The organism is Pseudomonas sp. LAMO17WK12:I1 (assembly GCF_900177315.1).
GTDB classification, from domain to species: Bacteria; Pseudomonadota; Gammaproteobacteria; order Pseudomonadales; family Pseudomonadaceae; genus Aquipseudomonas; species Aquipseudomonas marginalis.
The window spans coordinates 287,116-309,568 of sequence record NZ_FWZV01000002.1 but is presented as its reverse complement, the minus strand read 5'-3'; the positions used below and the strand labels follow the sequence as shown (position 1 = coordinate 309,568).

The following is a 22,453-nucleotide window of genomic DNA, read 5'->3' as shown; positions in this document are numbered from 1 at the left end:
TTTCTACGCGTCGCCGAGGTCAGGGTATCCGACAGGTTCACAGGCAGCTCCTGGCGCTGTCGGGTATCGCTTCAAGGTGACGGGAATGGCTCACTCGGGCGAAATTTTTGACCTGTTCTACTGCTGCAATCACCGAGCATTCGGCCGACCCGTCTGGCGCTATGGAGTAGAGGCATCGCTTACCCATGGAAAGGCTATGCAATACAGGCTCATCCAGTTCACCGAGCACGACAAAAGAACAGTCACTTCTGGTCACTTGCACATCAACGCGCTTGCCAGGCACGGTGTCCACCGCATCGACATGGAGCAGCGCAACATTGTCAAAACAGCTGAACCCCTGATGGATCAAGTCAATATGAGCGCTATCAAGCCCGCACACGATGACCACGATGCGCGTGCAACTTGATGGCTCGCGCATCCACTTCATGGCGTTGGGACGACAATCGACAGCTTGGCTCATAATCGATGCCTTTATGGTTCCAACCGGCGAATGGACCAGGTCATTGGTTAAATGACGCCGCGTGCCTGCAACACGCTTTTCGCCAGGCTTCGGGTCGCCGCTAACACCGCCTCCACCTGTTGATCCATCTGTGCAGTGGAGGAGGCTACTTCTCCAAGCTCGACCACGCGCAGCGGATGACCAAAGACGGACCCCAGCCACGTCATGCCGCAATTCGTGCCAGTTTCGACATCCAGTAAAAAGCTGCCGTGGGAGACGCCGCGCAACAGTTGGCTGGCATGGCACGCGTAGGCCCCGTCGGACGGCTCCGGGCTGGACCCGACCTGCAACCAATCGAGCCTCAACGCCTCGGACTGTTTGACGGCTAGATAAGCCACCTGGTCCCACTCATCTATCGCCACATGCAGCTTGTCGATCATGTACGGGGGCAACGCGGCGCTGGTAACGATCACCACTCCGGCATCCGCCGAAGGCTCCTTGATCCAGACTGCGGATTGCGTTATCGCATGCATGGCGGTACTCCCGGCGGTTGGATAGGAGCAACGTGCTCCGGGTGGCGATTCGACGATGGGATCGTGACATTCAATATTGATGCCGACTCACCCATCGCGTCGTGAGCTCCCTGGTTTTTTGGCGTTAATCAGCCGTTGCGAAACAGGAAGCTGTAGGCATTCAGCGCAGGCGCCCCACCCAAGTGCGCATACAGCACTTTGGAGCCTTCGGGGAACTCACCACGGCGGACCATTTCAATCATCCCGTGCATGGATTTGCCCTCGTACACCGGATCGGTCAGCACGCCTTCCAGGCTCCCGCACAAACGAATGGCTTCCAGCGTGCCTTCGTTGGGCAAACCGTATTCCGGGTAGGCAAAACGTGTATCGAGCACCACGTCGTCTTCGGTGATCTCACGGCCCAGTTCCACCAACTCTGCGGTGTGCCGGGCGATACGCAGGATCTGCGCCTTGGTTTGCTCCGGCTTGGCCGAGGCATCAATGCCGATAACGTTCTTCGAACGGCCGTCCGCGGCGAAACCGACGACCATGCCGGCCTGGGTACTGCCGGTCACAGAGCAGACCACGATGTAGTCGAACGTGAACCCCAGTTGTTTTTCCTGCTCTCGCACTTCCTCGGCAAAGCCGACGAACCCAAGGCCGCCGTAGGGGTGTTCGGAACACCCGGCAGGGATTGGAAACGGTTTGCCACCCCGCTCCACCACATCGTCCATGGCCTTCTGCCAACTGGGCCGGATGCCAATGTCGAACCCGGCGGCGTCCAGTCGTACGTCGGCGCCCATGATGCGCGACATCTCGATATTGCCAACGCGGTCATACACCGCATCGGAGTAGTTCACCCAGTTTTCCTGCACCAGCACACACTTCATGCCCAGGTGAGCGGCAACGGCGGCCACCTGGCGGGTCTGGTTCGACTGGATACCGCCGATGGAAACCAAGGTATCGCAGCCTTGCTCGAGCGCTTCGGGAATCAAGTATTCGAGCTTGCGCGTTTTGTTCCCGCCGAAGGCCAGGCCACTGTTGCAGTCTTCACGTTTGGCATACAGCTCGACCTTGCCACCCAGGTGTTCACTGAGGCGCTTCAAGGGCGTGATGGGAGAAGGACCGAAGGTCAACGGATAACGTTTAAAACGATTCAGGTTCATGACGCTGCTCCTTGATTACTGGACATCAAAGCGCCAGACCGAAAGGCAAAGGTTGCCTTCCAGGTTCTTTCAGTCGGGCTTCGATGAGTTCAATATTAAGAAGTTTTCCAAAAAGATGTGTTGCAAACTTCTAGCACTTAAAGAACTATAATTTCTCGCTATAAATATCGAACATACTTTAATTGCGAATAAACAGTCATGAACGCAACAAACACTCGCAAGAAGCCAAGCGTATCAGCCCCGGTGCCGCAGCCGCTGGATCGAACCGACCGCGCCATTCTCAAGGCCCTGCAACGAGATGCTTCCATCTCCAATGTGGCGCTGGCAGAGAAGGTGAAATTGAGTGCACCGGCGTGCCTCAGGCGCGTCGAGCGGCTCAAGCAGGTCGGCCTGATCAAAGGCATAGTCGCGCTGCTCGACAATGTCGCGCTGGATGCGGGGATGGTGGTGTTGATCGGCGTGGTGCTGGACCGCTCCACACCGGAATCCTTCGCCGCATTCGAGGCAGCCGCACAAAAAGTGTCCGGCTGCATGGAGTGCCATGTGGTGACGGGGGAGTTCGACTACTTCATGTTGATACGAACCAAGGACAGCAACAGTTTCAACCGGCTCCACGCGGAACAGTTGCTTTACCTGCCTGGGGTTCGCCAGATTCGATCGTTCATGGGCTTGCGTCAGGTCTTGTCGACCACCCACATTCCCCTTTGAAGCGTCGCTAGTCGAGCAGTCCGCCCTGCTCCCGTACGTGCTTGATGTCTCTCGAAGGCGGGGCTCCGAAACGCCGGGCATATTCACGGCTGAATTGAGCGACACTTTCATAGCCGACGCGCAACGCGGCGGTGTTCACGTCAACACGATCGGTCAACATCAGGCTGCGTGCGGCTTGCAGCCGTAACGCCTTTTGATACTGAACGGGGCTGGTGCCTGTCAGCTTGCGAAAACTGTGATGCAGCGTAGAGCTGGCCATTCCTGATCGTTCGGCGAGATCGGCCACGTGCAGCGGTTTGTCGTAGTGATGTTTCAGCCATTCAATGGCTCTCACGATGCCCTTGTCTCGGTAACCGTCGCGGGTGACGCTGCGCAACCACTGTCCTGCACCACTTAACAACAGCCGAACGCATATTTCCCGCTTGATCAGATCCGACATCAAGCCTGCTTCAAGCGGCCGTTCGATCAGCGTAGCGAGTCGAGCGAATGCATCGAGCATCTCACTCGACGCCGCACCCGATACGAAGCCCCGCGCTTCTGTAGCTATTTCCTGCGCGGGGGGGGGCCAAGGTCTGGATCACCTCGTTGAGCATGGAAAGGTTGAGCTTCAACACCACGGATAAATAGGGGGTTGCCTCGCTGGCGGCGGTAACGCGGGCCAATGTGGGGATGTCGACCGACGTGACGAAGAACGCCCCCGGCCCGAACTCACAGGCCTCCTCGCCGAACGTGATCTCCTTCGCCCCCTGCAGAATGATGGCCACGCAAGGCTCATAAATGCAGTAAGTGGGCGTACCCAGCTCAGCCATTCGATAAAAGGCCAGGCCTGGAATCGATGTTTTGCAGACCTCGTTCAAACCAATCTGCCGGGTGACTTTTTCGATCAGCCGTCCCAGTGCCTGGAGACGCTCGTTGGGCTGTATGGGATCGCGCAACGTCAGAGAATGCAGGTGGCCGGAACCGAACTGCGAGAAGGAACCGCTCGTCATCACATGCGCCCCTGTTTACGGAATGTTCGAGTCTGCTGAGAGTGCGTAACCAACACAAGCGCATCGGCAGGATTGTGCAAAAAATATGGCGTATTAGGGTCACCCGGCCACCCCTCGTTGTTCTAACTTCCAGTACGAATACCGGCTTCGATGATCCCGTGAAACCTCGGTCGCGAAAGGAACGTTGGATGGACAGACGAGATTTTCTTACTTACTCGGCAGTGGGCACTGTTGCAGCCGCTTTGCTGCCAGCCTCGAGTGTCGCCAGTTCGACAGCCCCAGCGCCCTCTTTACTGACAGAGCGCGGGAGCGTGATGCGTACGGAAGGCCGGCCAGTGCGCACAGGCCTGCCCCTCAATTCACCCTCGCCTACCCTGCGATACATGACGCCTCAACGCTTTGGCATGGGCGGGACACAGATTGGCAATATCTTTGCGCCGCTCAGCGACGAGCAGGCGGGCCTGGTTCTACAGGCCGCCTGGGACGCGGGTGTAAGGCTTTACGACACGTCGCCGTTCTACGGGTTTGGTTTGAGTGAATATCGGGTAGGCCGCTTTCTGCACGGCAAAAATCCGAACGACTATGTGGTCTCCACCAAGGTAGGACGGGTTTTGACTGCCGCGGGTGGCCCGCGCGCGGACCATGCCATCTGGAAGTCACCCGCGCCCTTCAACTACCGGTATGACTACACCGCAGCAGGCGCACGGCGTTCCGTGGAAGACAGCCTGCAGCGGCTGGGGCTGCCGCGTATCGATATCGTGTTTATCCATGACATCTCGCCCGATAACAGCGAACTGGAAGGCGGTTGGGAAGCGGCGTATCGCATTGCGCGCACAGGGGCGATGGTCGAGCTTGAAAAGATGCGTGACGAGGGGCTCATCAAGGCATGGGGCTTCGGCGTCAATACGCCGAATGCTGTGGTCCAGGCAATGGCCGGTGATGACCCGACTCCCGACATCGTGTTGCTTGCCTGCCAGTATTCCCTGCTCGAGCACGGCGATGCGTTGCGCAACACCTTTCCGGCGTTGAGCAGGAAGGGCACCAGCGTTGTGGTTGGAACACCACTGAACGATGGATTCCTGGGAGGACGCAGCCGATACAACTTCAGTTTGGACCTGCCTGCCGGAGCGGTGGAAAAGCGCGCGCGAATCATGGCGGTTGCCAAACGACATGGCATCGATATTCATACTGCCGCCCTGCAGTTCGCGGCAGCACATCCGCAAGTGTCAGCGATCATTCCGGGTGCCCGCACGCCGGGGCAGATCGTTTCCAATGTGCAGGCGATGAAGGTCGGCATCCCGGCAGCCTTTTGGGAGGAGCTCAAGAGCCGGAACCTGATCGATGCCCAAGCACCGGTCCCTTCCTGAGCAGGGTCTACGCCCGTGCAACCTGCTGATGTGACGCTAGCGTCGCTGGCCTCATTTAACCCGAAACCTATCTTCCTGGTTGCAGCAACGCTGCAGATAGCAGCCGCTTGATCCGCCTGTTCCAGTAAACAAACTGCGCACGCGTCCAACTAAAAACACTCGTCCAAGGCCGCAATAAATGAAGATACGCACGTCTTTCATGATTTTAGGCGGCCTGCTTGCGCTGTCCGGCAGTGGCTACTTACTCGCCGACACACTCGCGCTGAGCGTTCCATTGCCGGCTCCACTCCCACAGCTAAAAGTGCTGACACTCCTTATAGGTATACACCTGCTCGGCATGTGCTTCGGTCTCGGTGGGGCGACGATGCTGGACCTCTGGATCTTGCGTTGGATGCGCCGGGGCAGCCTCCCGGTTGAAATCGGACGCACCTTTCACTTCATCAGCGACGCAGTCACTATTGGACTCTGCCTCCTGTGGCTTTCAGGCCTTGGTTTCCTTGCCCTTTACGCGATGGAGTCGCCGGAAAAGTTTGAAAACCCCAAACTCTGGGCGAAAGTCATTGTGGTGATCGTGCTGACTATCAATGGAATAATCATCCACGCGCTTGTGCTGCCAGAAGCCCTACGCGACCTGAGTCGCCCCCTGCTCTTTGGCGTGTCCCGCAAAAGAGCGGCCTTGTTTCTCGCCTCCGGTGCAGTTTCGGGGGTGTCTTGGTACACGGCTTTTGCCTTCGGCATTTTTCGTGAGTTAAACAACAGTGTCACCTTCACCCTGCTGGTCATCATGTGGCTTACGCTGATAGTCGCCGCCTCTCTCGCCGCAATGCTGCTCTGGTTAAACTCTGCCGCGGGAACCAGAAAACCTCCGTCGCTCAGTCATCCGACGTGAAGATAAAGACCCGCTTGGGCATTGCGTGTAACTGGGCGCTCGTCATGTGGGAGCTTGCGGGTCACTACCCGCCCGGCTCCAAAACTCTTCAGCAGATTGACTGAGGATTGCTTTCGGGCGGGTCAGATGAATTTCCAGAGGTATGTCCCAGCTTTCGTCGAGCGCTCTGACTAAGCGCCCATCAAGAACTTCCTGCTCGGTAAGGCTCTTGGGCAGCCACGCCACACCTTTGCTTTCCAGGGCCATGGACATGAGTACCGCTGCAAGGTGGCTGCTGAAAAGCGGCTTGAGGTGAAGGTAATCTTCCTTGCCACGCAACCTGTGGGCGACGATACGTCCCAGTCCAGACTCATGGGTGTATGCGAGGTATGGCAATGCCGCGGGCGAGGTGCCGAAGTGAGTGGAAGCACTCGCAAGCGGAACGAGGACGTCCTCCCCCACCTTCTTGCCGGTGAACTGATCAGGCGCCAGTAAAGGCGGAACGTCGGGATGGCGGTGGCAGAGCAGGAACTGAACCTGACCATGTATCAGCATCTGCTCACAAACGGCCATGCTGTCCGAGTGCAGTTTCACTGCCTCAATGGGGGCACCGTTTTCTGAGCTTCGAAGCCACTTGGGAAAAAACGTAAACGACAGCGAATGAGTTGCCGCGAATTGCAACGACTTGGCGGCGATTCCTGCTACCTCTTGAGCCTCGTTGCGCATCCTGTACAAGTGTCGGGCCGCTTCCTGAGCACTGGGCAAAATTTGCCTTCCGGCCTCGGTAAGGGTTGCGCCTTGTGGTGTGCGCACAAACAACTCGACGCCCATCCAATTCTCCAGTGAGCGTACTCTTCGACTGAAGGCTGGCTGAGTAACATGGCGTGCCTCAGCGGCACGGACAAAGCTGCCGTACTCCGCAAGCGCTGAAAGATCTTCAAGCCAAACGAGTTCCAAGGGGCCATGCCTCCTGTGCATAGGGTCCGGCATTAATAGCATTGGGCGGGTGACATCGCAAAGCATAACGTGGGGCCACAAACAACAAGAGGAGCCCGTCATGCGTATCGTAGACATCCGTGAAAAAACAGTTTCCATTGCCTCCCCGATTGCCAATGCCTATATCGATTTTTCCAAGATGACCTGCTCGGTCGTCGCGGTCATCACCGATGTGATTCGCGATGGCAAACCCATCATCGGTTACGGTTTCAACTCCAATGGCCGCTATGGCCAAGGCGCTCTGATGCGGGATCGTTTCCTGGCGCGTATCACGGAAGCTGATCCTGACACGCTCGTCGACCATGAAAACAACAACCTGGATCCGTTCGCCATCTGGAAAACCCTGATGACCAACGAAAAGCCAGGCGGCCACGGCGAGCGCTCGGTCGCGGTTGGCACCATCGACATGGCTGTATGGGATGCCGTCGCCAAGATTGAGGGCAAACCTCTGTATCGCCTGCTGGCTGACCGCTACCGTAACGGCGTGGCAGATGACAAGGTCTGGGTTTACGCAGCCGGTGGGTATTACTACCCAGGTAAAGACCAGACCAAGCTCAAAGCAGAAATGCAGAGCTATCTGGATCGTGGCTACGACGTCGTCAAAATGAAGATTGGGGCAGTACCGCTGGATGAGGATATTCGTCGCATCGAAGCGGTGCTTGAAGTGGTGGGTGACGGTCGTCGACTGGCGGTCGATGCCAACGGTCGTTTCGATCTACAGACCGGTATTGCTTACGCGGAAGCCATCAAGCAGTACAACCTCTTCTGGTACGAGGAGATCGGCGACCCGCTGGACTACGCACTTCAGGCTGAGCTCGCCAATCACTATGAGCTGCCCATGGCCACCGGGGAAAACCTGTTCTCCCACCAGGATGCCCGTAACCTTCTGCGTCACGGTGGAATGCGCCCTGATCGCGACTTCCTCCAGTTCGACTGCGCCCTGTCATACGGGCTGGTGGAGTACATGCGCACCCTGAAAGTGATGGAAGACATGGGTTGGTCTTCCCGCCGCGTGGTTCCCCATGGTGGCCACCAGATGTCCCTGAACATCGCAGCCGGCCTGCACCTGGGCGGCAACGAATCCTACCCCGACGTGTTCCAGCCTTTCGGCGGCTTCGCCGACGGAATCAAGGTGGAAAATAGTTATGTCGGCCTGCCGGATATTCCAGGTGTTGGTTTCGAAGCCAAGTCCGCCTTGTACGCAGTCATGCGCGAGCTAGGCGAAGGCTGATCAACCTCGGCCTGCGGTTTCTTTTAAAGGGGCCGCAGACTCAGGCGTCATCCACTGACGCCAAACCACATGCCCATCACAAAAATAAAATGAGGTGCTTCCGTGGAAATGTCCAAGTCCCGCTGGTACAGCCAGCTGTATGTGCAGGTGCTGATCGGTATCGTCATCGGCGCTGCAATCGGTCACTTTGAACCGCAATTCGGAGCCAAGCTTCAACCTTTTGCGGATGGTTTTATCAAACTCATCAAAATGCTGTTGGCGCCGATTATTTTCGGTACTGTCGTGGTGGGTATCGCCAAGATGGGCAGCATCAAGGAGGTTGGGCGGATCGGCGTGAAGGCGCTGCTCTACTTTGAAATCCTTTCAACCATTGCGCTGGTCATCGGCCTTATTGTGGTCAATGTCGTAAAGCCAGGCGCCGGGATGAATATCAACGCTACCACGCTTGATGCCAGCGCTATCGCCAAGTACAGCCAAGCCGCCAGTGAGCAGGGCGGGACTATCGATTTCTTTCTCAACATCATCCCGAGCACCTTCATTGGCGCATTCTCGAATGGCGTCATGCTTCAGGTCATCTTGATTTCGGTATTGATGGGCATCGCCCTCGTTCAAATGGGTGAAACCAGCAAACCGCTGATCAATACCATCGACTTGTTTCTGCAAGGGCTGTTCAAGATCGTAGCAATGGTTATGCGCCTGGCGCCGATTGGCGCCGGCGCCGGGATGGCGTTCACGATAGGCAAGTACGGAATTGGTACCTTGCTGTCACTCGGCCAGTTGCTGGTCGCGCTGTACATCACCACCTTGATTTTCATCGTGGTCGTACTGGGGACGGTCGCTAGATGGTCGGGCATGCCGCTTATGCAATTTCTGCGTTATTTCAAAGATGAAATTCTCATCACACTTGGCACCTGCTCAACCGAGGCCGTGCTTCCGCGAATGATGGTGAAACTTGAAAAGCTGGGCTGCAAGAAGTCAGTGGTGGGCATGGTGCTACCCACTGGATATGCGTTCAATGCAGATGGCACCTGCATTTACCTCACCATGGCGGCGATTTTTATCGCACAGGCAACCAATACGCCCCTGACGTTTATGGATCAGATGATTCTGCTGGGTGTCTTCCTGCTGACCTCAAAAGGCTCCGCTGGCGTCGCGGGTGCCGGGTTCATAACCCTTGCGGCAACGCTCACGACCATCCACTCCATTCCGCTGGTAGGCCTTGTCCTGCTGTTGGGCATCGACCGCTTCCTCAACGAAGCGCGTGCCGTGACCAACCTGATCGGCAACGGTATCGGCACCATCGCCATTGCCAAATGGGACAACTCCTTTGACGTCGAAGCCTGCGAGCATGAAATTGCCGCAATGAAACACCAAAAAGCAGTGCGCAAAGCACTGTTGCCGCAAAAGTAATCAGCACAGCTTACCGGTCATTTGCGCGTCAACCATGGCCATGACCGGTCGTGATTTCCAGGTCTCGTTCAACGCGGGACGATCCCAACGAAGACCGCGAATGAAGTGGATGGAGCCGAAAAAATGATCGAGCGATCTCATCATGAATTGCGCAAGACGTTTGGTGACTTACTTCACGGAACCGCCTGTAAATTTGCCGCGTCCGTATTCGATCCTATCTCGGTTCGCATGGCATCCGACCTTGGCTTTGAGGTTGCCATCCAAGGTGGTTCCGTCGCCTCGCTTCAAGTGCTCGGGGCACCTGACATTGCACTGCTCACGCTTGATGAGTACGTCGAACAGGTTTCTAGAGTCGGGCGGGCCAGTCAAATCCCAATCATCGGCGATGCTGATCATGGGTTCGGTAACGCACTTAATGTCATGCGAACAGTGACCGAGCTTCAGAAAGCCGGTGTTGCCGCCCTGACGCTGGAAGACACCCACCTACCGGCCAAGTACGACGAGCAGTCGAACGTGCTTATCGAAAGGCAAGAAGCCGCAGCCAAGATCTACGCTGCACGATTTGCCCGTTCAGATGATGCGCTCAGCATCATTGCCAGAACGAATGTGGCCGCTACCACGTTGGAAGACTCCATCGCTCGCACTGCGGCCTATCAGAAGGCCGGAGCAGATGCGATTTGCCTGGTTGGCGTTAAGGATTTCCAGCACCTGGAAGCACTCACGGCACACCTCAGCGTGCCAATCATGCTGATCAACTACGGCAATCCGGCCCTGAGCGATGTCGAGAAACTGAGTGCCGCCAATGTGCGGGTCGTGGTCAATGGGCATGCCCCTTATTTGTCCGCAATCAAAGCGACCTACGAGGCGCTGCGCGAACAAAGCGGCACACACGCAAGCGAGCTTTCCCTTCCTGAGCTGCTTTCAAAATACACGCTCTCGGATAACTATCGTGAGTGGGCCAAGACCTACTTGAAGTCAGGGTACGATTCAAATTGCCCCTGAAACAGGCGGGCAGAGTGACCACAAGGTTGCTGGTAATAGGCCTGCCCTAAAGGCTACACGTTTTTCTTCAGGCTCTCGGGGCTGCCAGCGCACAGACCATCCATCACCAGGTTCATCAATCTGGCGAGACGCGAGCGCCATTCACTCTGGGCATCCATTTGCCATATGCCAGCAATGGCTAGAAAGAAATCGTCGTTGGTAATCCCGCTACGAATAGTTCCGGCCTTTTCATTCGCCCTCAAAAGCAACTCGGCGGCGGCCTGGACTGGAGCGTATCCCGATTTCCCTGGGAACTCGTAAACAGACGCAGCTTGTTGAATCGCAGCAGCGAGTCCTGCCTTTGTCATTGCGTATTCAGCGAGGCTGTCCATCCATTCCCGCAGGGCCTCCTTGGGCGGTTTTGTCGCGAGAAGCTGTTCCGCCAACGATGCCACCTGTTGCATCTCGAATTGATAGACCTCGAATACCAGTTTCTCTCGGGTGGCGAAGTGGCGATAGAACGTGCCCTGCCCCACCCCGGCCTTCTTCGCGATCGTGCTCAACGCAACCGCAGGATCGCTGGTCAGCTCGAGCACAGCGACTTCCAGTATCCGTTCGCGGTTTTTCTTGGCGTCAGAACGCATCACCAATTCGTCGGTCATGGGCAAAGTTTTCCTTCATTGCATTGCTAATCGGACAATTGTCCGGTAATTTTGATCAAGCGGACACTTGTCCGTTTAGGCGTGGTTCCTGGAGTTTACTATGAACAGCACTGGCAACACGATTCTGGTTACTGGCGGCACCTCAGGCATCGGCCTCGGTCTGGCGCTCAGGCTTCACAAGGCGGGCAACACCGTCATCATTGCAGGACGTCGCAAGGCTCTGCTCGACAAGATCGTGTCGGAGCATCCGGGGATTGAATCCGTCGTGCTGGACGTCTGCGATCTACAATCCATCCAGCGCAGCTGCACAGCGCTTGCGACCAGCCATCCGAATCTGAACGTCCTTATAAACAACGCCGGGATCATGCACTGGGAGGATCTGACTGATCCGCAAAGCCTGAGCACGGCCGAAGATATCGTGACCACGAACTTACTTGGCACGATTCGTATGGTTTACGCGTTCACTCCCCAGTTGATCAAGCAGCCCAGTGCAACGATTGTGAATGTCAGTTCGGCCTTGGCATTTGTCCCGCTGCCTGCAACACCTACCTATAGCGCAACCAAAGCTGCAGTTCACTCGTTCACTCAAAGTCTTCGAGTGCAGCTAGAGAGCTCGCCGGTTGAGGTTATAGAGCTTGCGCCGCCGGGGGTGCGTACCACTTTACTGGGGCAGGAAAACGACGAACACGCCATGCCCCTGGAGGAGTTTTTGGATGAAGTCTTCGAACTGCTCGAAATCTCTCCGACCCCACGGGAACTTGTCGTCGAACGCGCCAAGCCCTTACGGTTTGCTGAAGCGAGCGGATCACATGATGAGGTCTTGAAAATGCTTGCGGGCTACAAACCACCGGCAGAATGACGTCAACCGTATGAGTAGCCTCTGCTGCTTACCTGGACACTCAATGGGTGCTCGCTCAGCGTGCTCAGTTTTAAACAGATAAGTTCGCCGTCGCCATGATGGATCTCGAGAGAGGTGCCATGGAAAATCAATTTGAAGCGCTCATTCGCAGCGCTCAAGAATTGATCGGCACCGCTTAATAGCTTGATTATTGTTCGTAGGTGAGGATGCGATTGAAATGAAAATCGGAATTATCGGCGCAGGCAACATTGGCGCAACTCTTGCTCGAAAGCTCGCTGCGTGCGGCCATGAAGTCAAACTGGCAAACTCGAAGAGTCCCCATACCCTTGAGAACCTTGCCAACAAAATCGGTGTACACGCGGTGACCAAAGAAGATGCAGTGTCCGACGTGGAAGCCGTGATCCTCTCGATCCCCTTTGCAAAGTCCCCGGATCTGCGGCAAACATTGAGCCGTATTCCCGAGAGGGTCGTCATCATCGACACCTCCAATTACTATCCCGAACGAGACGGGGCGATCAAAGAAGTGGACGACGGCAAGCCCGAAAGCGTTTGGGTAAGCGAGCAGATTGGCCACCCGGTTGTTAAGGCATGGAACGCGGTCCTCGCAGCAACGCTTGCCGATCACGGCCAACCCGTCGGGTCCTCCTCACGCATAGCCTTACCTGTGGCTGGCGGTGACATCAATGCTCAGAGGATCGCGCAAGATCTAGTAGAGGATACCGGCTTCACCGCGCTTGCCGCTGGTGGCCTGGAAGACTCGTGGCGTCAGCAACCAGGTACACCTGCCTATTGCACCGAACTCAAGTTGCCAGCGTTGAAATCGGCCTTGTGCGCGGCAGATAAGTTGAGGGCGCCTCAAAACCGGGATGCCCTGATGGTCACGTTCATGACGCCCGGTGGCCATTTCACACACGAGGACATTGTTGCCATGAATCGGGAACTGACCGCCTGACTATCGGATTGGAGGGACTCTTGCCTAAGGTCCCGCCTGAGTGATCAATCAGAGGTCGCAAGCCCGTTATGAAATCTGGCGAGAGCGTTGTTCCTCCAGAATCTTTGGCAGATTGCCTTCGATCCAGTCAACCAGGCCTTCGACATGGCGGGCTACTTCAGTTCCCATAGGGGTGAGGCTGTACTCAACGTGGGGTGGCACGACCGGATAGGATTTGCGCAGGACGAAACCATCGAGTTCCAAAAACTGGAGGGTCTGCGCAAGCATCTTTTCGCTGACCCCTCCAATCTTGCGACGCAGATCGCTGAAGCGATGCGTACCCGCGAGCAAGGCCACCAATACTAATACTCCCCAGCGGCTGCTGACGTGCTGGAGCACGACCCTCGAGGGACAATCCGGGTCGAATAATTCACCGCTGCGCAGTCGGTTGGCCACTGTTGCGGGACGGGTTGCTCCAGAGGGCTCCGAATCCGGCATGCTTACTTACCTTTAGGTACGTACTTACGAAAAGTTAGTTAAGGCCCTACTCTGCCTGCTCTATCACTTTTTGTAAAAGGAATCCCTCATGATCGCCGTCACCGGAGCCACCGGCCAACTTGGCCGCCTCGTTGTCCAGCAACTCAAGCAAAAAGTACCCGCGTCCAACCTGGTCGCGCTGGTGCGCAGCCCTGACAAGGCGAGTGATCTAGGCGTGGAGGCACGTGTTGCCGACTATGACAATCCGCAAATCCTGGTCGCGGCGCTCAGCGGAGTCGACACGCTTCTACTCATTTCCTCAAGCGAAATAGGTAAGCGACTCTCACAGCATCGAAATGTCATCAACGCAGCAAGGCAGGCCGGTGTGGGTCGCGTCGTTTATACCAGTGTACTGCACGCGGATACCTCTTCATTGAACCTCGCCGAGGAGCATCGGCAAACGGAAGCCGAGCTCACAGCATCGGGGTTGGCATTCACGATATTGCGTCATGGTTGGTATACCGAGAACTACACCGGCTTTATCGCTGGCGCGTTATCGGCCGGTGAATTTATCGGCAGCGCAGGTGACGGAAAGATTTCTGCGGCGACACGGGAAGATTTCGCCCAGGCCGCTGCCGTCGTGCTCACCCGCGACGATCAAGAGGGGAAGGTCTACGAGTTGGCGGGTGACAGCGCCTGGACGTTATCGGAACTCGCAGCCGAGGTTTCTCGGCAAACGGGTAGGAACATTCCCTACAAGAACTTGCCTGAAACTGACTACGCCTCTGCGTTAATCAATTTCGGCCTCCCGGAGCCACTCGCACAGGCCCTGGCGGGCTACGATGTCAACGCATCCCAAGGCGCACTTTTCGATGATAGCCATCAGCTTTCGACGCTGACCGGCAGGGCCACGACTTCACTTTCAGCAGCAGTGGCAATCGCACTCAAAGGGCAATGATCGCAGGACACCGTGGCGCCGCCGAGCAGCCACGCCAACAAAGAGCGCAAGGGCTGTAACCCCCTGCGCACCGTTGAGCAATGGCGAATTCGGGTCATTGACGATCGGGCGACCAGCCAGGCTTAAGGTTATTGCTGGTGCATGATTGCTCCAAACCGGCGCCCGTCAAAAATCGACGGTCGCCGATAGTTGCAAGGTACGCGGATACCCCGGGGAAAACGCACCATAGGAGGCCACGCCGGACCAGTACTCACGGTCGAACACGTTCTGTACCGTGGCGCGGAATGTCGTCGGCCGCCCTTCTATCTTGGTGGCGTAACGCGCACCGGCGTCAATGCGGGTCCAGGCGTCGAGTTCCTGGGTGTTGGCCTGGTTGACGTATTGGCTGTCGGTGTAGATCGCACCACCCGTGAGGGTGAAACCTTCCAGCCAGGGGGTGTCGTATTCCGCCCACAGGTTGGCCTGGATATCGGGCACGCCGACCGGCTTGTTGCCCTGGTTAGCGGCAGTCGCCGACTTGGTCAGCTCGCCATCGAGGAAGGTCACGCCCCCCATCAAACGGGTGCCGGTGGCCACTTCGCCGAACACGCTGAGTTCCAGGCCACGGTTGCGCTGTTCGGCCTGCACCGAATACACGCCATTGGCGCCCAGTTCGCCGGCAGGTTTTTCGATCTGGAACAGCGCCAGTGTGGTCATGAAGGTGCCGTGTTCATACTTCACCCCCAGTTCGTGCTGCTTGGACTCATACGGCGCAAAGGTTTCCCCGGCATTGCTCGCCGTGCCCGGTGCCGCATCGCCTTTGCTCAGCCCTTCGACGTAGTTGTAGTAGAGGGAGACGTCCTCCCAGGGCTTGACCACCACACCCAGCAACGGCGTGGTGGCGTTGGCGCTGTAACGCGAGCTGACGGTGCCGGCGGCATTGTAGTTACGCGACTCGATAAACTGCCGGCGTACGCCCAGGCTCAGTTGGAGACGGTCATCCAGCATCCCCAAGGTGTCGGTCAACGCCACGCCGGACAGCTCCGACTCGGAGATTCGCAGCACCTTGGGCGTGTTGATGTATTGCTTGGGCGTGTCCACCGGGTGGTAGATATTGGAGAGGATCGTGGTGCCGTTGTTGATGCCCCGCGACAGCTCATCCTGGTAACGGGTCGCCATCAGCGTGGTGGTATGGGTTACCGGCCCGGTGGCGAAGAGCCCGCGCATCCCCACATCGGCGGTAGAACGGTCGACGTTGAATTTGTAATAGCCCGGGACGTTGCTGGTGTCGCCCGCGTCATTGAGGATGCGCGGCACCTGGTCGGACATGCGTTTCACATCCGACTTGCCGCCCCCTGCATGGGCGAAAACGGTGAGGTTGTCGCTCAGATCATATTCACCGCCGAGCAATGCGGACTGTTCCTTGGTATCCGACCAACCCCACTTTTGCGGCAGGCTGGTGCGGCCATTGGGGGCGGATGGCACGTCAACGCCCGGCGCGATGGTGAACGGGCGTGAGGCACCGTCGAAGCTTTCTTTCTGGCTGATGTAGTCCAGGTTCAGGCGCAGCCGCTCGCCACGATAATCCAGGGCAATCGCACCGATCCCTACGTCGCGATGCTGGTCGTTCACCGCCGTATCACCGCCCTGCAAGCTGCCGTTAAAGCGCACGCCGAACTGGTTTTCCTCACCAAAACGCCGACTGATATCCAGATGCCCGCCCGTCTGGGAGTCCGACGCGTAGCTGCCGGTGAACCGGGTCAGGTCTTCCTCCAGCGGCCGTTTGGGAACGATGTTGATGACCCCACCCACACCACTGTTGGGCGAGATGCCATACATCAAGGCACCCGGCCCCTTGAGCACTTCGACACGCTCGGCGTACTCGGTAAAGACCCGGTAATTGGGGGCCACGCCATACACACCGTCGTAGGCCAGCTCACCCAGGTTGCCTTCGCCGATGGCAAAACCGCGAATGAAAAACGAATCGACGATACCGCCGGTCTGGCCGGTCGAGCGCACCGACGGGTCGCGTTCCAGGGCATCGGCAACGGTGACGGTTTGCAGGTCGGCGAGGGTTTTGGCGGTGTAGCTGGTGACGCTGAACGGCGTGTCCATCACGTCTTTGTTGCCCATCATGCCCAGCCGCGCGCCGCGCGCCACCTGTCCACCGGGGAGGACTTCGGGCAACGCCGTCGGGCCGTTGTAGCGGCCGTCGATCGTGGTGGTGTCGAGGGTCAGGCTGGGCGTGCTGTCATCCGTGGCGGCAGGCGTTGGTGTCTCAGCCCAGGCAGTGGCGCCCGCTGCGACCATGACGAAATTCAACAGGGCGGTTCGAATGGCGAGGGTTAACGCGCGTTCACCGCAGGGCCGACTGGCAACAGGCATGACGAGAGGATCCTTTCAACGAGGGAAAATGGGAATTACTCCTAATGCCAGTCGACGTGCGAAAAGGTATCACCCCCCCGTATGATTTTTTTTGCACGGTGCGCAGGGTTGTGCTGGACGCCGCGTTCCTCACACACTGGCATGAAATGGCCCTGTGGCTGACCAAGGAGTACGCATGTCCCAAGCAGGTGCCATCCCGGGTTCCCATGTAAGAATCCTCATTTATCTTCTGTTCGCGATCCAGTTGGTCTCCATTGGTGCGATGGAAATGAGCGGGCCGTTCTGGCCCGTGCACCTGCGCGGGCTGGCCTCTTCGGAGTCGGTATTCAGCTTCGCCAGCATCGCCGTGTACGTCGGGCCGATGCTGGGCATCATGCTGACCAGTGCATTCTGGGGCCGTATCGGCGATCGCTACGGCCACAAACTGATGATGATCCGCGCACTCGCGGGGTTGTCCCTGACCCAGCTCGGACTGGCGTTTTTCAGTGACATCTGGGTCATCCTGATCCTGCGTTTTCTACAGGGCGCCTTTGCCGGCTATATAGCCCCGGCGCAGGCTTACGGGGTCAGTATCGAAGCGCCGTCGCGACGGGCGCGGTTATTCGCGATCCTGCAGATATCGACCAATGTCGGCTCACTGCTGGGTGCGGTCGCAGGCGGCCTGATCCTCGATTACGCGACGTTTTTCTGGATCAACATCGTCGCCTCGGTGCTCTGTGCACTCTGTACCGTCATCGCCGCCGTGACGTTGCCGGATGTACCTCCCGTACCGAAAAAACCGGCGGTGGCCACCCGCGCGCCGGCCGCAGGCACCGAAAGCCTATGGCGCGGCTCTCCCCTGCTGTCGCTGCTGTGCGTCATGGGGATCCTGCTGCTGGCGCGCATGCTGCCGCAGACATCCTTCTCGCTGTACGTGAGCTCGACCTTCGAGGTCAGCCACTCAATCGTGGGCCTGTGCTACGGGTTGCTGGCGCTGGGCTTTATTCTGTCGGCAACGGCATGGTCGCGCTACTTCGAGCATCGTTCCCAGGCAGAAACCCTGCAACGCATCACGTATATCGTCATGGCCTGCATCGCCCTGACTGCCGTGGCGGGCGTAACGCGCAGCCCCGGGGTATTTATCCTCGCCTACTTCATTTGGGGAGTCCTGCTGGGGGCGACCACCCCCGTGCTGATGGCGCTGGTCTCGAAAACCGCCGACAGCTCGCGACAAGGCTACGTACTGGGTATTGCCCAAAGTACCGCGCAGTTCGCCTCGATTGCCGGCATCTCCATCGGTGGCTTGTTGAGCCAGGTCTACGGCCTGCCATACACCTATCTTTTCGTATGCCTGGCCTATGCCGTGGCGCTGGTTCCCATGGTGGCGTTGCGGTACTGGTCGGCGTCCGCGCCGTCCAATCGCTGATTAGCGCCTTGATACGCCTGTCACACGCCTGATCACCGGACATGATCGCGCTTGCGCTCACGTCGGTTTGTCAACTAGCATTGGGAATACTTCTCAATTACAAACAAATCTGCCGCCATGAGCGAAACCTCTTCCGCGAATCACCTCAATCACCTGCGCGCCATCGAGGCCCTGTACAGCGGGCATCACGGCTGGCTGTATGCCACGCTGAAGAGAAAACTGGGTAACGCCATGGATGCGGCGGATCTGGCGCAGGACACCTTCACCCGGATCCTCGCCTCACAGGTCACGGTCATTGACCAGCCACGGGCGTACCTGAGCTGCGTGGCCAAGGGCATCCTGGTCAACTGGTACCAGCGCAAGGCACTGGAACGCGCCTACCTGGATGCGCTGGCGAACGTGCCCACCCACGAAGCACCGTCGCCCGAGGCGCACTTCATGGTGCTGGAAACCCTGCACGAAATCGACGCCATGCTCGATACTCTGGCGCCCCTGGTCAAGCGCGCCTTCCTGTTGTCGCAGATCAACGGCCTCAAGTACGACGACATCGCCGAGCAACTGGGTGTATCGCTGATCACCGTCAAGCGCTACATGAAACAGGCCTTCGTACAGTGCCTGATGCTGGTGGAGTGAATGCTCGGTCTGCGCAGGGAACCGCCGCTGGACCCGCAGGTACTCGAAGAAGCCGCCGAGTGGCTGATGCGCTTGAGCGAACGCGAACTGAGCGAGCACGAGCGCGCCGAATGGGAGCGTTGGAAGGTCAGCAGCCCGGAGCGGGATCGCGCCTGGTCGCGGGCGCAATTGCTGCAGAGCAAGTTCGGCGGCCTGCCGCCCGCCCTGGCGATGTCGGCGCTCGACCGGCCAGACAGCCCTGAACGTCGTGCGGCACTGGGCAAGCTGGCGATCCTGCTGGCGCTGGCGCCCGCGGGTTGGGGGAGCTGGAAGCTGGCGCAATCGCAGCAATGGTCAGCGGACTATCGCACCGACGTTGGCCAGCGCCGCGAACTGACCCTGGCCGATGGCTCGCGCATCACCCTGAACACCGCTACCGCCATCGACGTCGTATTCGACGACCGCCAACGCCTTATTCACCTGCGCGAAGGCGAAATCCTGGTGCAGACCGCCGTGGACACCGCCCCCCTGCCCCGACCGTTCCTGATCAGCACCCGCCAGGGAAGCATGCAGGCGCTGGGCACACGGTTTACCGTGCGTGAAGTCAGCACCCGCACCCATCTTGCGGTCATCGACGGCGCGGTGAGGGTGATATTGGCCGATAACCGCCAGACCCCGCCGCTGATCGTCAATGCAGGACAGCGCACCGACTTCTCCTCACAGACCTTTGGTGACCTGGCGCCGACCGATCGCTACATCGGTTCATGGACCCAGGGCATGTTGATGGCCGACAAGATGCGCCTGGCGGATTTCGTCGCGGAACTGACGCGCTACCGCCGGGGTTTCCTGCGCTGTGATCCGGCCATCGCTGACCTGCGCATTTCCGGGGCCTTTCCGATCAGTGATACCGATCGCACCTTGAGCATGCTGGTGCACACTTATCCCGTGCTGGCGAACAGTCATTTGCGCGGTTACTGGGTCACCCTGTCGCCCGCCTGATCCCACGCAAAAATAAACGGCGGCCGGGGTGATACTTTTTTCGATCTCGACTGGCAAAGACAGGAACAGCCTTTTCCTCTCGCCCATGGGTCATCCTTTCATGCTCGTAGCACGGCCCCTGCGTCCGGCTCGTCCGCTCAAACCGATGGTGCACGGCGTCGTGCTCAGCCTGCTGCTGGCCGGTGCCATGTGCCCGGTGGCATTGGCGGAGGCACCGGCCCAATTGGATTCGGTCGCCGTGCAGGCCTACCACATCGCCCCCGGCCCGCTCGGCGCGACGCTCTCGAACTTTGCCGTGGACGCAGGTATCGCCCTGTCGTTCCAGCCGTCGATCACGGAGGGGTTGACCAGCCCCGAACTGAACGGCACCTACTCCACGCAGGAGGCCGTCACGCGTTTGCTCGAAGGCAGCGGCCTGGAGATGGTATTGCGCAGCGATGGCAGCTACACCCTGGTACTGCGCCGGCTGACGCTGTCGGCGACCACGGTGGAGGCGGCGCAAAAACACACCGATAGCCTGCCGCCGGTGTACCCGGGCGGCCAGGTAGCCGAGGGCGGGCGTCTCGGTCTGCTGGGCAATACGGATGTGATGGACGCGCCGTTCAGCATCAGCACCTATACCGCATCATTGATCAAAGACCAGCAGGCGACCACCGTGGGCGACGTGCTGGAGCGCGACTCTTCGGTCCGCTCCACCGGCCAGACGGGGGGGATCGTCGACTCATTCTTTATCCGCGGCTTTCCGGTGGGGGAAGGCAACCTCGGGGAACTGGCGTTCGACGGTGTGTACGGCGTGGCCTCCAATTACCGGGTATTCACCGACTACGCCGAACGCATCGAAGTGGTCAAAGGCCCTGGCGCCCTCCTCTACGGCATGTCCCCCAACAGCGCCGTCGGTGGCGTGATCAACGTGGTCCCCAAGCGCGCCCTGGACGAGGACCTGACCCGCGCCACGGCCACCTATGCCCAGGACCGACAACTGGGCACCCATATCGACCTGAGTCGGCGGTTTGGCGAGGACCGGCGATTCGGCATGCGCGTCAACGGCCGCGTGCAGCAGGGTGACACTGTCATCGACAAGCAATCGCGGGATGTCGGGGTCAGTGCCATCGCCCTGGATTACCAGGGCGATCGCCTGCGCACCAGCCTGGACCTGATCAACCAGCAAGAGCAATTCGACGCGGCGTCACGGCCCTTCCTGATCGCGCCCGGCGTGCCGATTCCCCACGCCGCCAACGGGCGTACCAACGTCAGCCAGGCGTGGGGCTGGTCCAAGACCCGCGACAAGTCGGCATTGCTGGGGGGCGAGTATGATGTGAGCGACGCACTGACCCTGTTTGCCCATGCCGGCGGTGGGAAGTCGAACGTGGCACGCCTTTCCGACCAGACCCCGACCATCATCAACACCGCCGGCGACACCTCGTCGATCCCCGGCTATTACAAATTTAAAGTACGGCGCTACACGGTCGACAGCGGTGCCCGACTGCGTTTCGACACCGGGCCGATCAGCCACAGCACCACGCTGCAGGTCACGCGCTATCGCGATGAGTTGTCGCGCGGCATTATTTCCGGCCCGCCGATCCTGTCGAACATTTACCACCCTGTCTCACGACCCGAGGCCGACATTGCCACGCCGGCCACGCCGAAAGTCTCGGCGACCGAATTGTCCGGCGTCGCGGTTGCCGACACCTTGTCGATGCTCGAGCAGCGCCTGCAGGTGACGACCGGCCTGCGCAAACAGACCATCCGCTCCAACAACTACGACGCGGCGGGTACGGCGACCACGGCTTACGACGACGGCAGGACCACGCCGCTGTTCGGCGCAGTTGTCCGGCCCTGGGAGCATGTGTCGTTCTACTACAACTACCTGGAAGGCTTGAGCAAAGGCGATATCGCTCCCGCCACGGCCTCGAACGCGGGCCAGATCTTTGCCCCCTACGTCTCACGCCAGCATGAGGTGGGGGTCAAGCTCGACTACGGCACGGTCATGTCCACACTCGCGCTGTTCCAGATCACCAAACCCAGTGGCGAGCTGTCAGGCACCACCTTTGCGGTACAAGGCGAACAGCGCAACCGGGGCCTGGAGCTGAACGTATCCGGTGAGGCCGGCCAAGGCACACGCCTGCTCGGCGGGGTGACGCTGCTGGATGCACAACTGACCAAAAGCGCGGTTGCGGCCAACCGGGGCAACACCCCGGTGGGGGTGCCGAAGGTGCAAGCCAACCTCTGGGCCGAGTGGGACGTGCCCTGGGTCGAGGGGCTGACGCTAACCAGCGGGGCGTTGTACACCGGCAGCCAATATGTGAACCAGGCCAACACCCAGCAGTTGGACCCCTGGACCCGCTTCGACATGGGCGTGCGCTACAGCACGCGCATCGCCCAGCGTCCGACGACCTTTCGCGCCACGGTACAGAACGTGTTCGACCGCGAGTATTGGTCGGGGGTCGCTTCCTATGGTGCGTTCTCTCAAGGCTCGCCACGCACCCTTCTACTGTCGACCACGGTCGATTTCTGAAACC

The 22,453-nt window shown here is 58.8% G+C and carries 20 protein-coding genes and 1 pseudogene; 13 read left to right on the top strand and 8 right to left on the bottom strand.

Features of this window, described 5'->3' with window-relative positions; translation table 11 throughout:
• Positions 1 to 37: 37 nt before the first annotated feature.
• The 3 genes from B9N88_RS04050 to B9N88_RS04040 form a co-directional block, all read right to left on the bottom strand.
• Positions 38 to 460 (bottom strand): hypothetical protein, encoded by a 423-nt coding sequence (locus tag B9N88_RS04050; protein WP_081744360.1) that lies wholly within the window; start codon positions 458 to 460, stop codon positions 38 to 40.
• A gap of 47 nt (positions 461 to 507) precedes the next feature.
• The gene (locus tag B9N88_RS04045; protein ID WP_027603422.1) at positions 508 to 972 is read right to left on the bottom strand and encodes a hypothetical protein; all 465 of its coding nucleotides are present in this window, start codon (positions 970 to 972) and stop codon (positions 508 to 510) included.
• Between the two features lie 128 nt (positions 973 to 1,100).
• A complete protein-coding gene (locus B9N88_RS04040) occupies positions 1,101 to 2,117 on the bottom strand; it encodes a 1-aminocyclopropane-1-carboxylate deaminase (RefSeq protein WP_027603421.1) in 1,017 nt (338 codons plus the stop codon).
• Between the two features lie 198 nt (positions 2,118 to 2,315).
• Here B9N88_RS04040 and B9N88_RS04035 point away from each other — a divergent pair, with 198 nt between their 5' ends.
• A complete protein-coding gene (locus B9N88_RS04035) occupies positions 2,316 to 2,825 on the top strand; it encodes an Lrp/AsnC family transcriptional regulator (RefSeq protein ID WP_027603420.1) in 510 nt (169 codons plus the stop codon).
• A gap of 7 nt (positions 2,826 to 2,832) precedes the next feature.
• Here B9N88_RS04035 and B9N88_RS04030 read toward each other — a convergent pair.
• A pseudogene (locus B9N88_RS04030) lies at positions 2,833 to 3,814 on the bottom strand (AraC family transcriptional regulator N-terminal domain-containing protein).
• Positions 3,815 to 4,002: 188 nt separating this feature from the next.
• Between B9N88_RS04030 and B9N88_RS04025 the strand changes: the two are divergent.
• Positions 4,003 to 5,181, top strand: a complete 1,179-nt coding sequence (locus B9N88_RS04025) for an aldo/keto reductase (protein ID WP_043293236.1) — start codon at positions 4,003 to 4,005, stop codon at positions 5,179 to 5,181.
• A gap of 178 nt (positions 5,182 to 5,359) precedes the next feature.
• Positions 5,360 to 6,070 (top strand): hypothetical protein, encoded by a 711-nt coding sequence (locus B9N88_RS04020; RefSeq protein ID WP_169899619.1) that lies wholly within the window; start codon positions 5,360 to 5,362, stop codon positions 6,068 to 6,070.
• A 42-nt stretch (positions 6,071 to 6,112) separates the two neighbouring features.
• Here the strand turns inward: B9N88_RS04020 and B9N88_RS04015 are convergent, their stop codons facing one another.
• Entirely contained in the window at positions 6,113 to 7,006 is an 894-nt protein-coding gene (locus B9N88_RS04015; protein WP_027603417.1) for a LysR family transcriptional regulator, read from the bottom strand.
• A gap of 100 nt (positions 7,007 to 7,106) precedes the next feature.
• On the opposite strand from B9N88_RS04015, the gene B9N88_RS04010 reads away from it, so the two are divergent.
• The 3 genes from B9N88_RS04010 (at position 7,107) to B9N88_RS04000 (ending at position 10,688) form a co-directional block, all read left to right on the top strand.
• Positions 7,107 to 8,276 carry a mandelate racemase/muconate lactonizing enzyme family protein gene (locus tag B9N88_RS04010; RefSeq protein WP_027603416.1) on the top strand — a complete coding sequence of 390 codons (1,170 nt, stop codon included), beginning with the start codon at positions 7,107 to 7,109 and terminating at the stop codon, positions 8,274 to 8,276.
• Between the two features lie 102 nt (positions 8,277 to 8,378).
• Positions 8,379 to 9,686, top strand: coding sequence for a C4-dicarboxylate transporter DctA (gene dctA, locus B9N88_RS04005; protein WP_027603415.1), 1,308 nt, complete (start codon positions 8,379 to 8,381; stop codon positions 9,684 to 9,686).
• A gap of 123 nt (positions 9,687 to 9,809) precedes the next feature.
• Positions 9,810 to 10,688: an isocitrate lyase/PEP mutase family protein gene (locus B9N88_RS04000; protein WP_027603414.1), complete on the top strand. Its 879-nt coding sequence runs from the start codon at positions 9,810 to 9,812 to the stop codon at positions 10,686 to 10,688.
• Positions 10,689 to 10,741: 53 nt separating this feature from the next.
• Here the strand turns inward: B9N88_RS04000 and B9N88_RS03995 are convergent, their stop codons facing one another.
• On the bottom strand, positions 10,742 to 11,329 hold the full coding sequence (locus B9N88_RS03995) for a TetR/AcrR family transcriptional regulator (protein WP_027603413.1): 588 nt from the start codon (positions 11,327 to 11,329) through the stop codon (positions 10,742 to 10,744).
• A gap of 100 nt (positions 11,330 to 11,429) precedes the next feature.
• Between B9N88_RS03995 and B9N88_RS03990 the strand changes: the two genes are divergently transcribed.
• Positions 11,430 to 12,188, top strand: a complete 759-nt coding sequence (locus B9N88_RS03990; protein WP_027603412.1) for an SDR family oxidoreductase — start codon at positions 11,430 to 11,432, stop codon at positions 12,186 to 12,188.
• 211 nt (positions 12,189 to 12,399) lie between these two features.
• On the top strand, positions 12,400 to 13,140 hold the full coding sequence (locus B9N88_RS03985; RefSeq protein ID WP_256221058.1) for an NADPH-dependent F420 reductase: 741 nt from the start codon (positions 12,400 to 12,402) through the stop codon (positions 13,138 to 13,140).
• Between the two features lie 66 nt (positions 13,141 to 13,206).
• On the opposite strand, the gene B9N88_RS03980 is transcribed toward B9N88_RS03985, so the two are convergent.
• Positions 13,207 to 13,617, bottom strand: a complete 411-nt coding sequence (locus B9N88_RS03980) for a winged helix-turn-helix transcriptional regulator (protein ID WP_074845758.1) — start codon at positions 13,615 to 13,617, stop codon at positions 13,207 to 13,209.
• A gap of 88 nt (positions 13,618 to 13,705) precedes the next feature.
• On the opposite strand from B9N88_RS03980, the gene B9N88_RS03975 reads away from it, so the two are divergent.
• A complete protein-coding gene (locus tag B9N88_RS03975) occupies positions 13,706 to 14,554 on the top strand; it encodes an SDR family oxidoreductase (protein ID WP_027603409.1) in 849 nt (282 codons plus the stop codon).
• A gap of 165 nt (positions 14,555 to 14,719) precedes the next feature.
• Here the strand turns inward: B9N88_RS03975 and B9N88_RS03970 are convergent, their stop codons facing one another.
• Positions 14,720 to 16,918: a TonB-dependent receptor gene (locus B9N88_RS03970; RefSeq protein ID WP_027603408.1), complete on the bottom strand. Its 2,199-nt coding sequence runs from the start codon at positions 16,916 to 16,918 to the stop codon at positions 14,720 to 14,722.
• Positions 16,919 to 17,093: 175 nt separating this feature from the next.
• On the opposite strand from B9N88_RS03970, the gene B9N88_RS03965 reads away from it, so the two are divergent.
• The 4 genes from B9N88_RS03965 to B9N88_RS03950 all read left to right on the top strand — a co-directional run bounded on the left by B9N88_RS03965 (position 17,094) and on the right by B9N88_RS03950 (position 22,449).
• Complete coding sequence (locus B9N88_RS03965; RefSeq protein WP_027603407.1) at positions 17,094 to 18,323, top strand: MFS transporter; 1,230 nt, start codon at positions 17,094 to 17,096, stop codon at positions 18,321 to 18,323.
• A gap of 117 nt (positions 18,324 to 18,440) precedes the next feature.
• A complete protein-coding gene (locus tag B9N88_RS03960; protein WP_027603406.1) occupies positions 18,441 to 18,956 on the top strand; it encodes a sigma-70 family RNA polymerase sigma factor in 516 nt (171 codons plus the stop codon).
• Positions 18,957 to 19,934: a FecR domain-containing protein gene (locus tag B9N88_RS03955; RefSeq protein WP_027603405.1), complete on the top strand. Its 978-nt coding sequence runs from the start codon at positions 18,957 to 18,959 to the stop codon at positions 19,932 to 19,934.
• 100 nt (positions 19,935 to 20,034) lie between these two features.
• Positions 20,035 to 22,449 carry a TonB-dependent receptor gene (locus tag B9N88_RS03950; RefSeq protein WP_027603404.1) on the top strand — a complete coding sequence of 805 codons (2,415 nt, stop codon included), beginning with the start codon at positions 20,035 to 20,037 and terminating at the stop codon, positions 22,447 to 22,449.
• The last annotated feature ends 4 nt before the right edge of the window (positions 22,450 to 22,453 follow it).

Coding starts and splice junctions, on each gene's coding strand:
- B9N88_RS04050 (WP_081744360.1), bottom strand. CDS start 460: ATGAGCCAAGCTGTCGATTGTCGTCCCAACGCCATGAAGTGGATGCGC.
- B9N88_RS04045 (WP_027603422.1), bottom strand. CDS start 972: ATGCATGCGATAACGCAATCCGCAGTCTGGATCAAGGAGCCTTCGGCG.
- B9N88_RS04040 (WP_027603421.1), bottom strand. CDS start 2,117: ATGAACCTGAATCGTTTTAAACGTTATCCGTTGACCTTCGGTCCTTCT.
- B9N88_RS04035 (WP_027603420.1), top strand. CDS start 2,316: ATGAACGCAACAAACACTCGCAAGAAGCCAAGCGTATCAGCCCCGGTG.
- B9N88_RS04025 (WP_043293236.1), top strand. CDS start 4,003: ATGGACAGACGAGATTTTCTTACTTACTCGGCAGTGGGCACTGTTGCA.
- B9N88_RS04020 (WP_169899619.1), top strand. CDS start 5,360: ATGAAGATACGCACGTCTTTCATGATTTTAGGCGGCCTGCTTGCGCTG.
- B9N88_RS04010 (WP_027603416.1), top strand. CDS start 7,107: ATGCGTATCGTAGACATCCGTGAAAAAACAGTTTCCATTGCCTCCCCG.
- B9N88_RS04000 (WP_027603414.1), top strand. CDS start 9,810: ATGATCGAGCGATCTCATCATGAATTGCGCAAGACGTTTGGTGACTTA.
- B9N88_RS03995 (WP_027603413.1), bottom strand. CDS start 11,329: ATGACCGACGAATTGGTGATGCGTTCTGACGCCAAGAAAAACCGCGAA.
- B9N88_RS03990 (WP_027603412.1), top strand. CDS start 11,430: ATGAACAGCACTGGCAACACGATTCTGGTTACTGGCGGCACCTCAGGC.
- B9N88_RS03980 (WP_074845758.1), bottom strand. CDS start 13,617: ATGCCGGATTCGGAGCCCTCTGGAGCAACCCGTCCCGCAACAGTGGCC.
- B9N88_RS03975 (WP_027603409.1), top strand. CDS start 13,706: ATGATCGCCGTCACCGGAGCCACCGGCCAACTTGGCCGCCTCGTTGTC.
- B9N88_RS03970 (WP_027603408.1), bottom strand. CDS start 16,918: ATGCCTGTTGCCAGTCGGCCCTGCGGTGAACGCGCGTTAACCCTCGCC.
- B9N88_RS03965 (WP_027603407.1), top strand. CDS start 17,094: ATGTCCCAAGCAGGTGCCATCCCGGGTTCCCATGTAAGAATCCTCATT.
- B9N88_RS03960 (WP_027603406.1), top strand. CDS start 18,441: ATGAGCGAAACCTCTTCCGCGAATCACCTCAATCACCTGCGCGCCATC.
- B9N88_RS03955 (WP_027603405.1), top strand. CDS start 18,957: ATGCTCGGTCTGCGCAGGGAACCGCCGCTGGACCCGCAGGTACTCGAA.
- B9N88_RS03950 (WP_027603404.1), top strand. CDS start 20,035: ATGCTCGTAGCACGGCCCCTGCGTCCGGCTCGTCCGCTCAAACCGATG.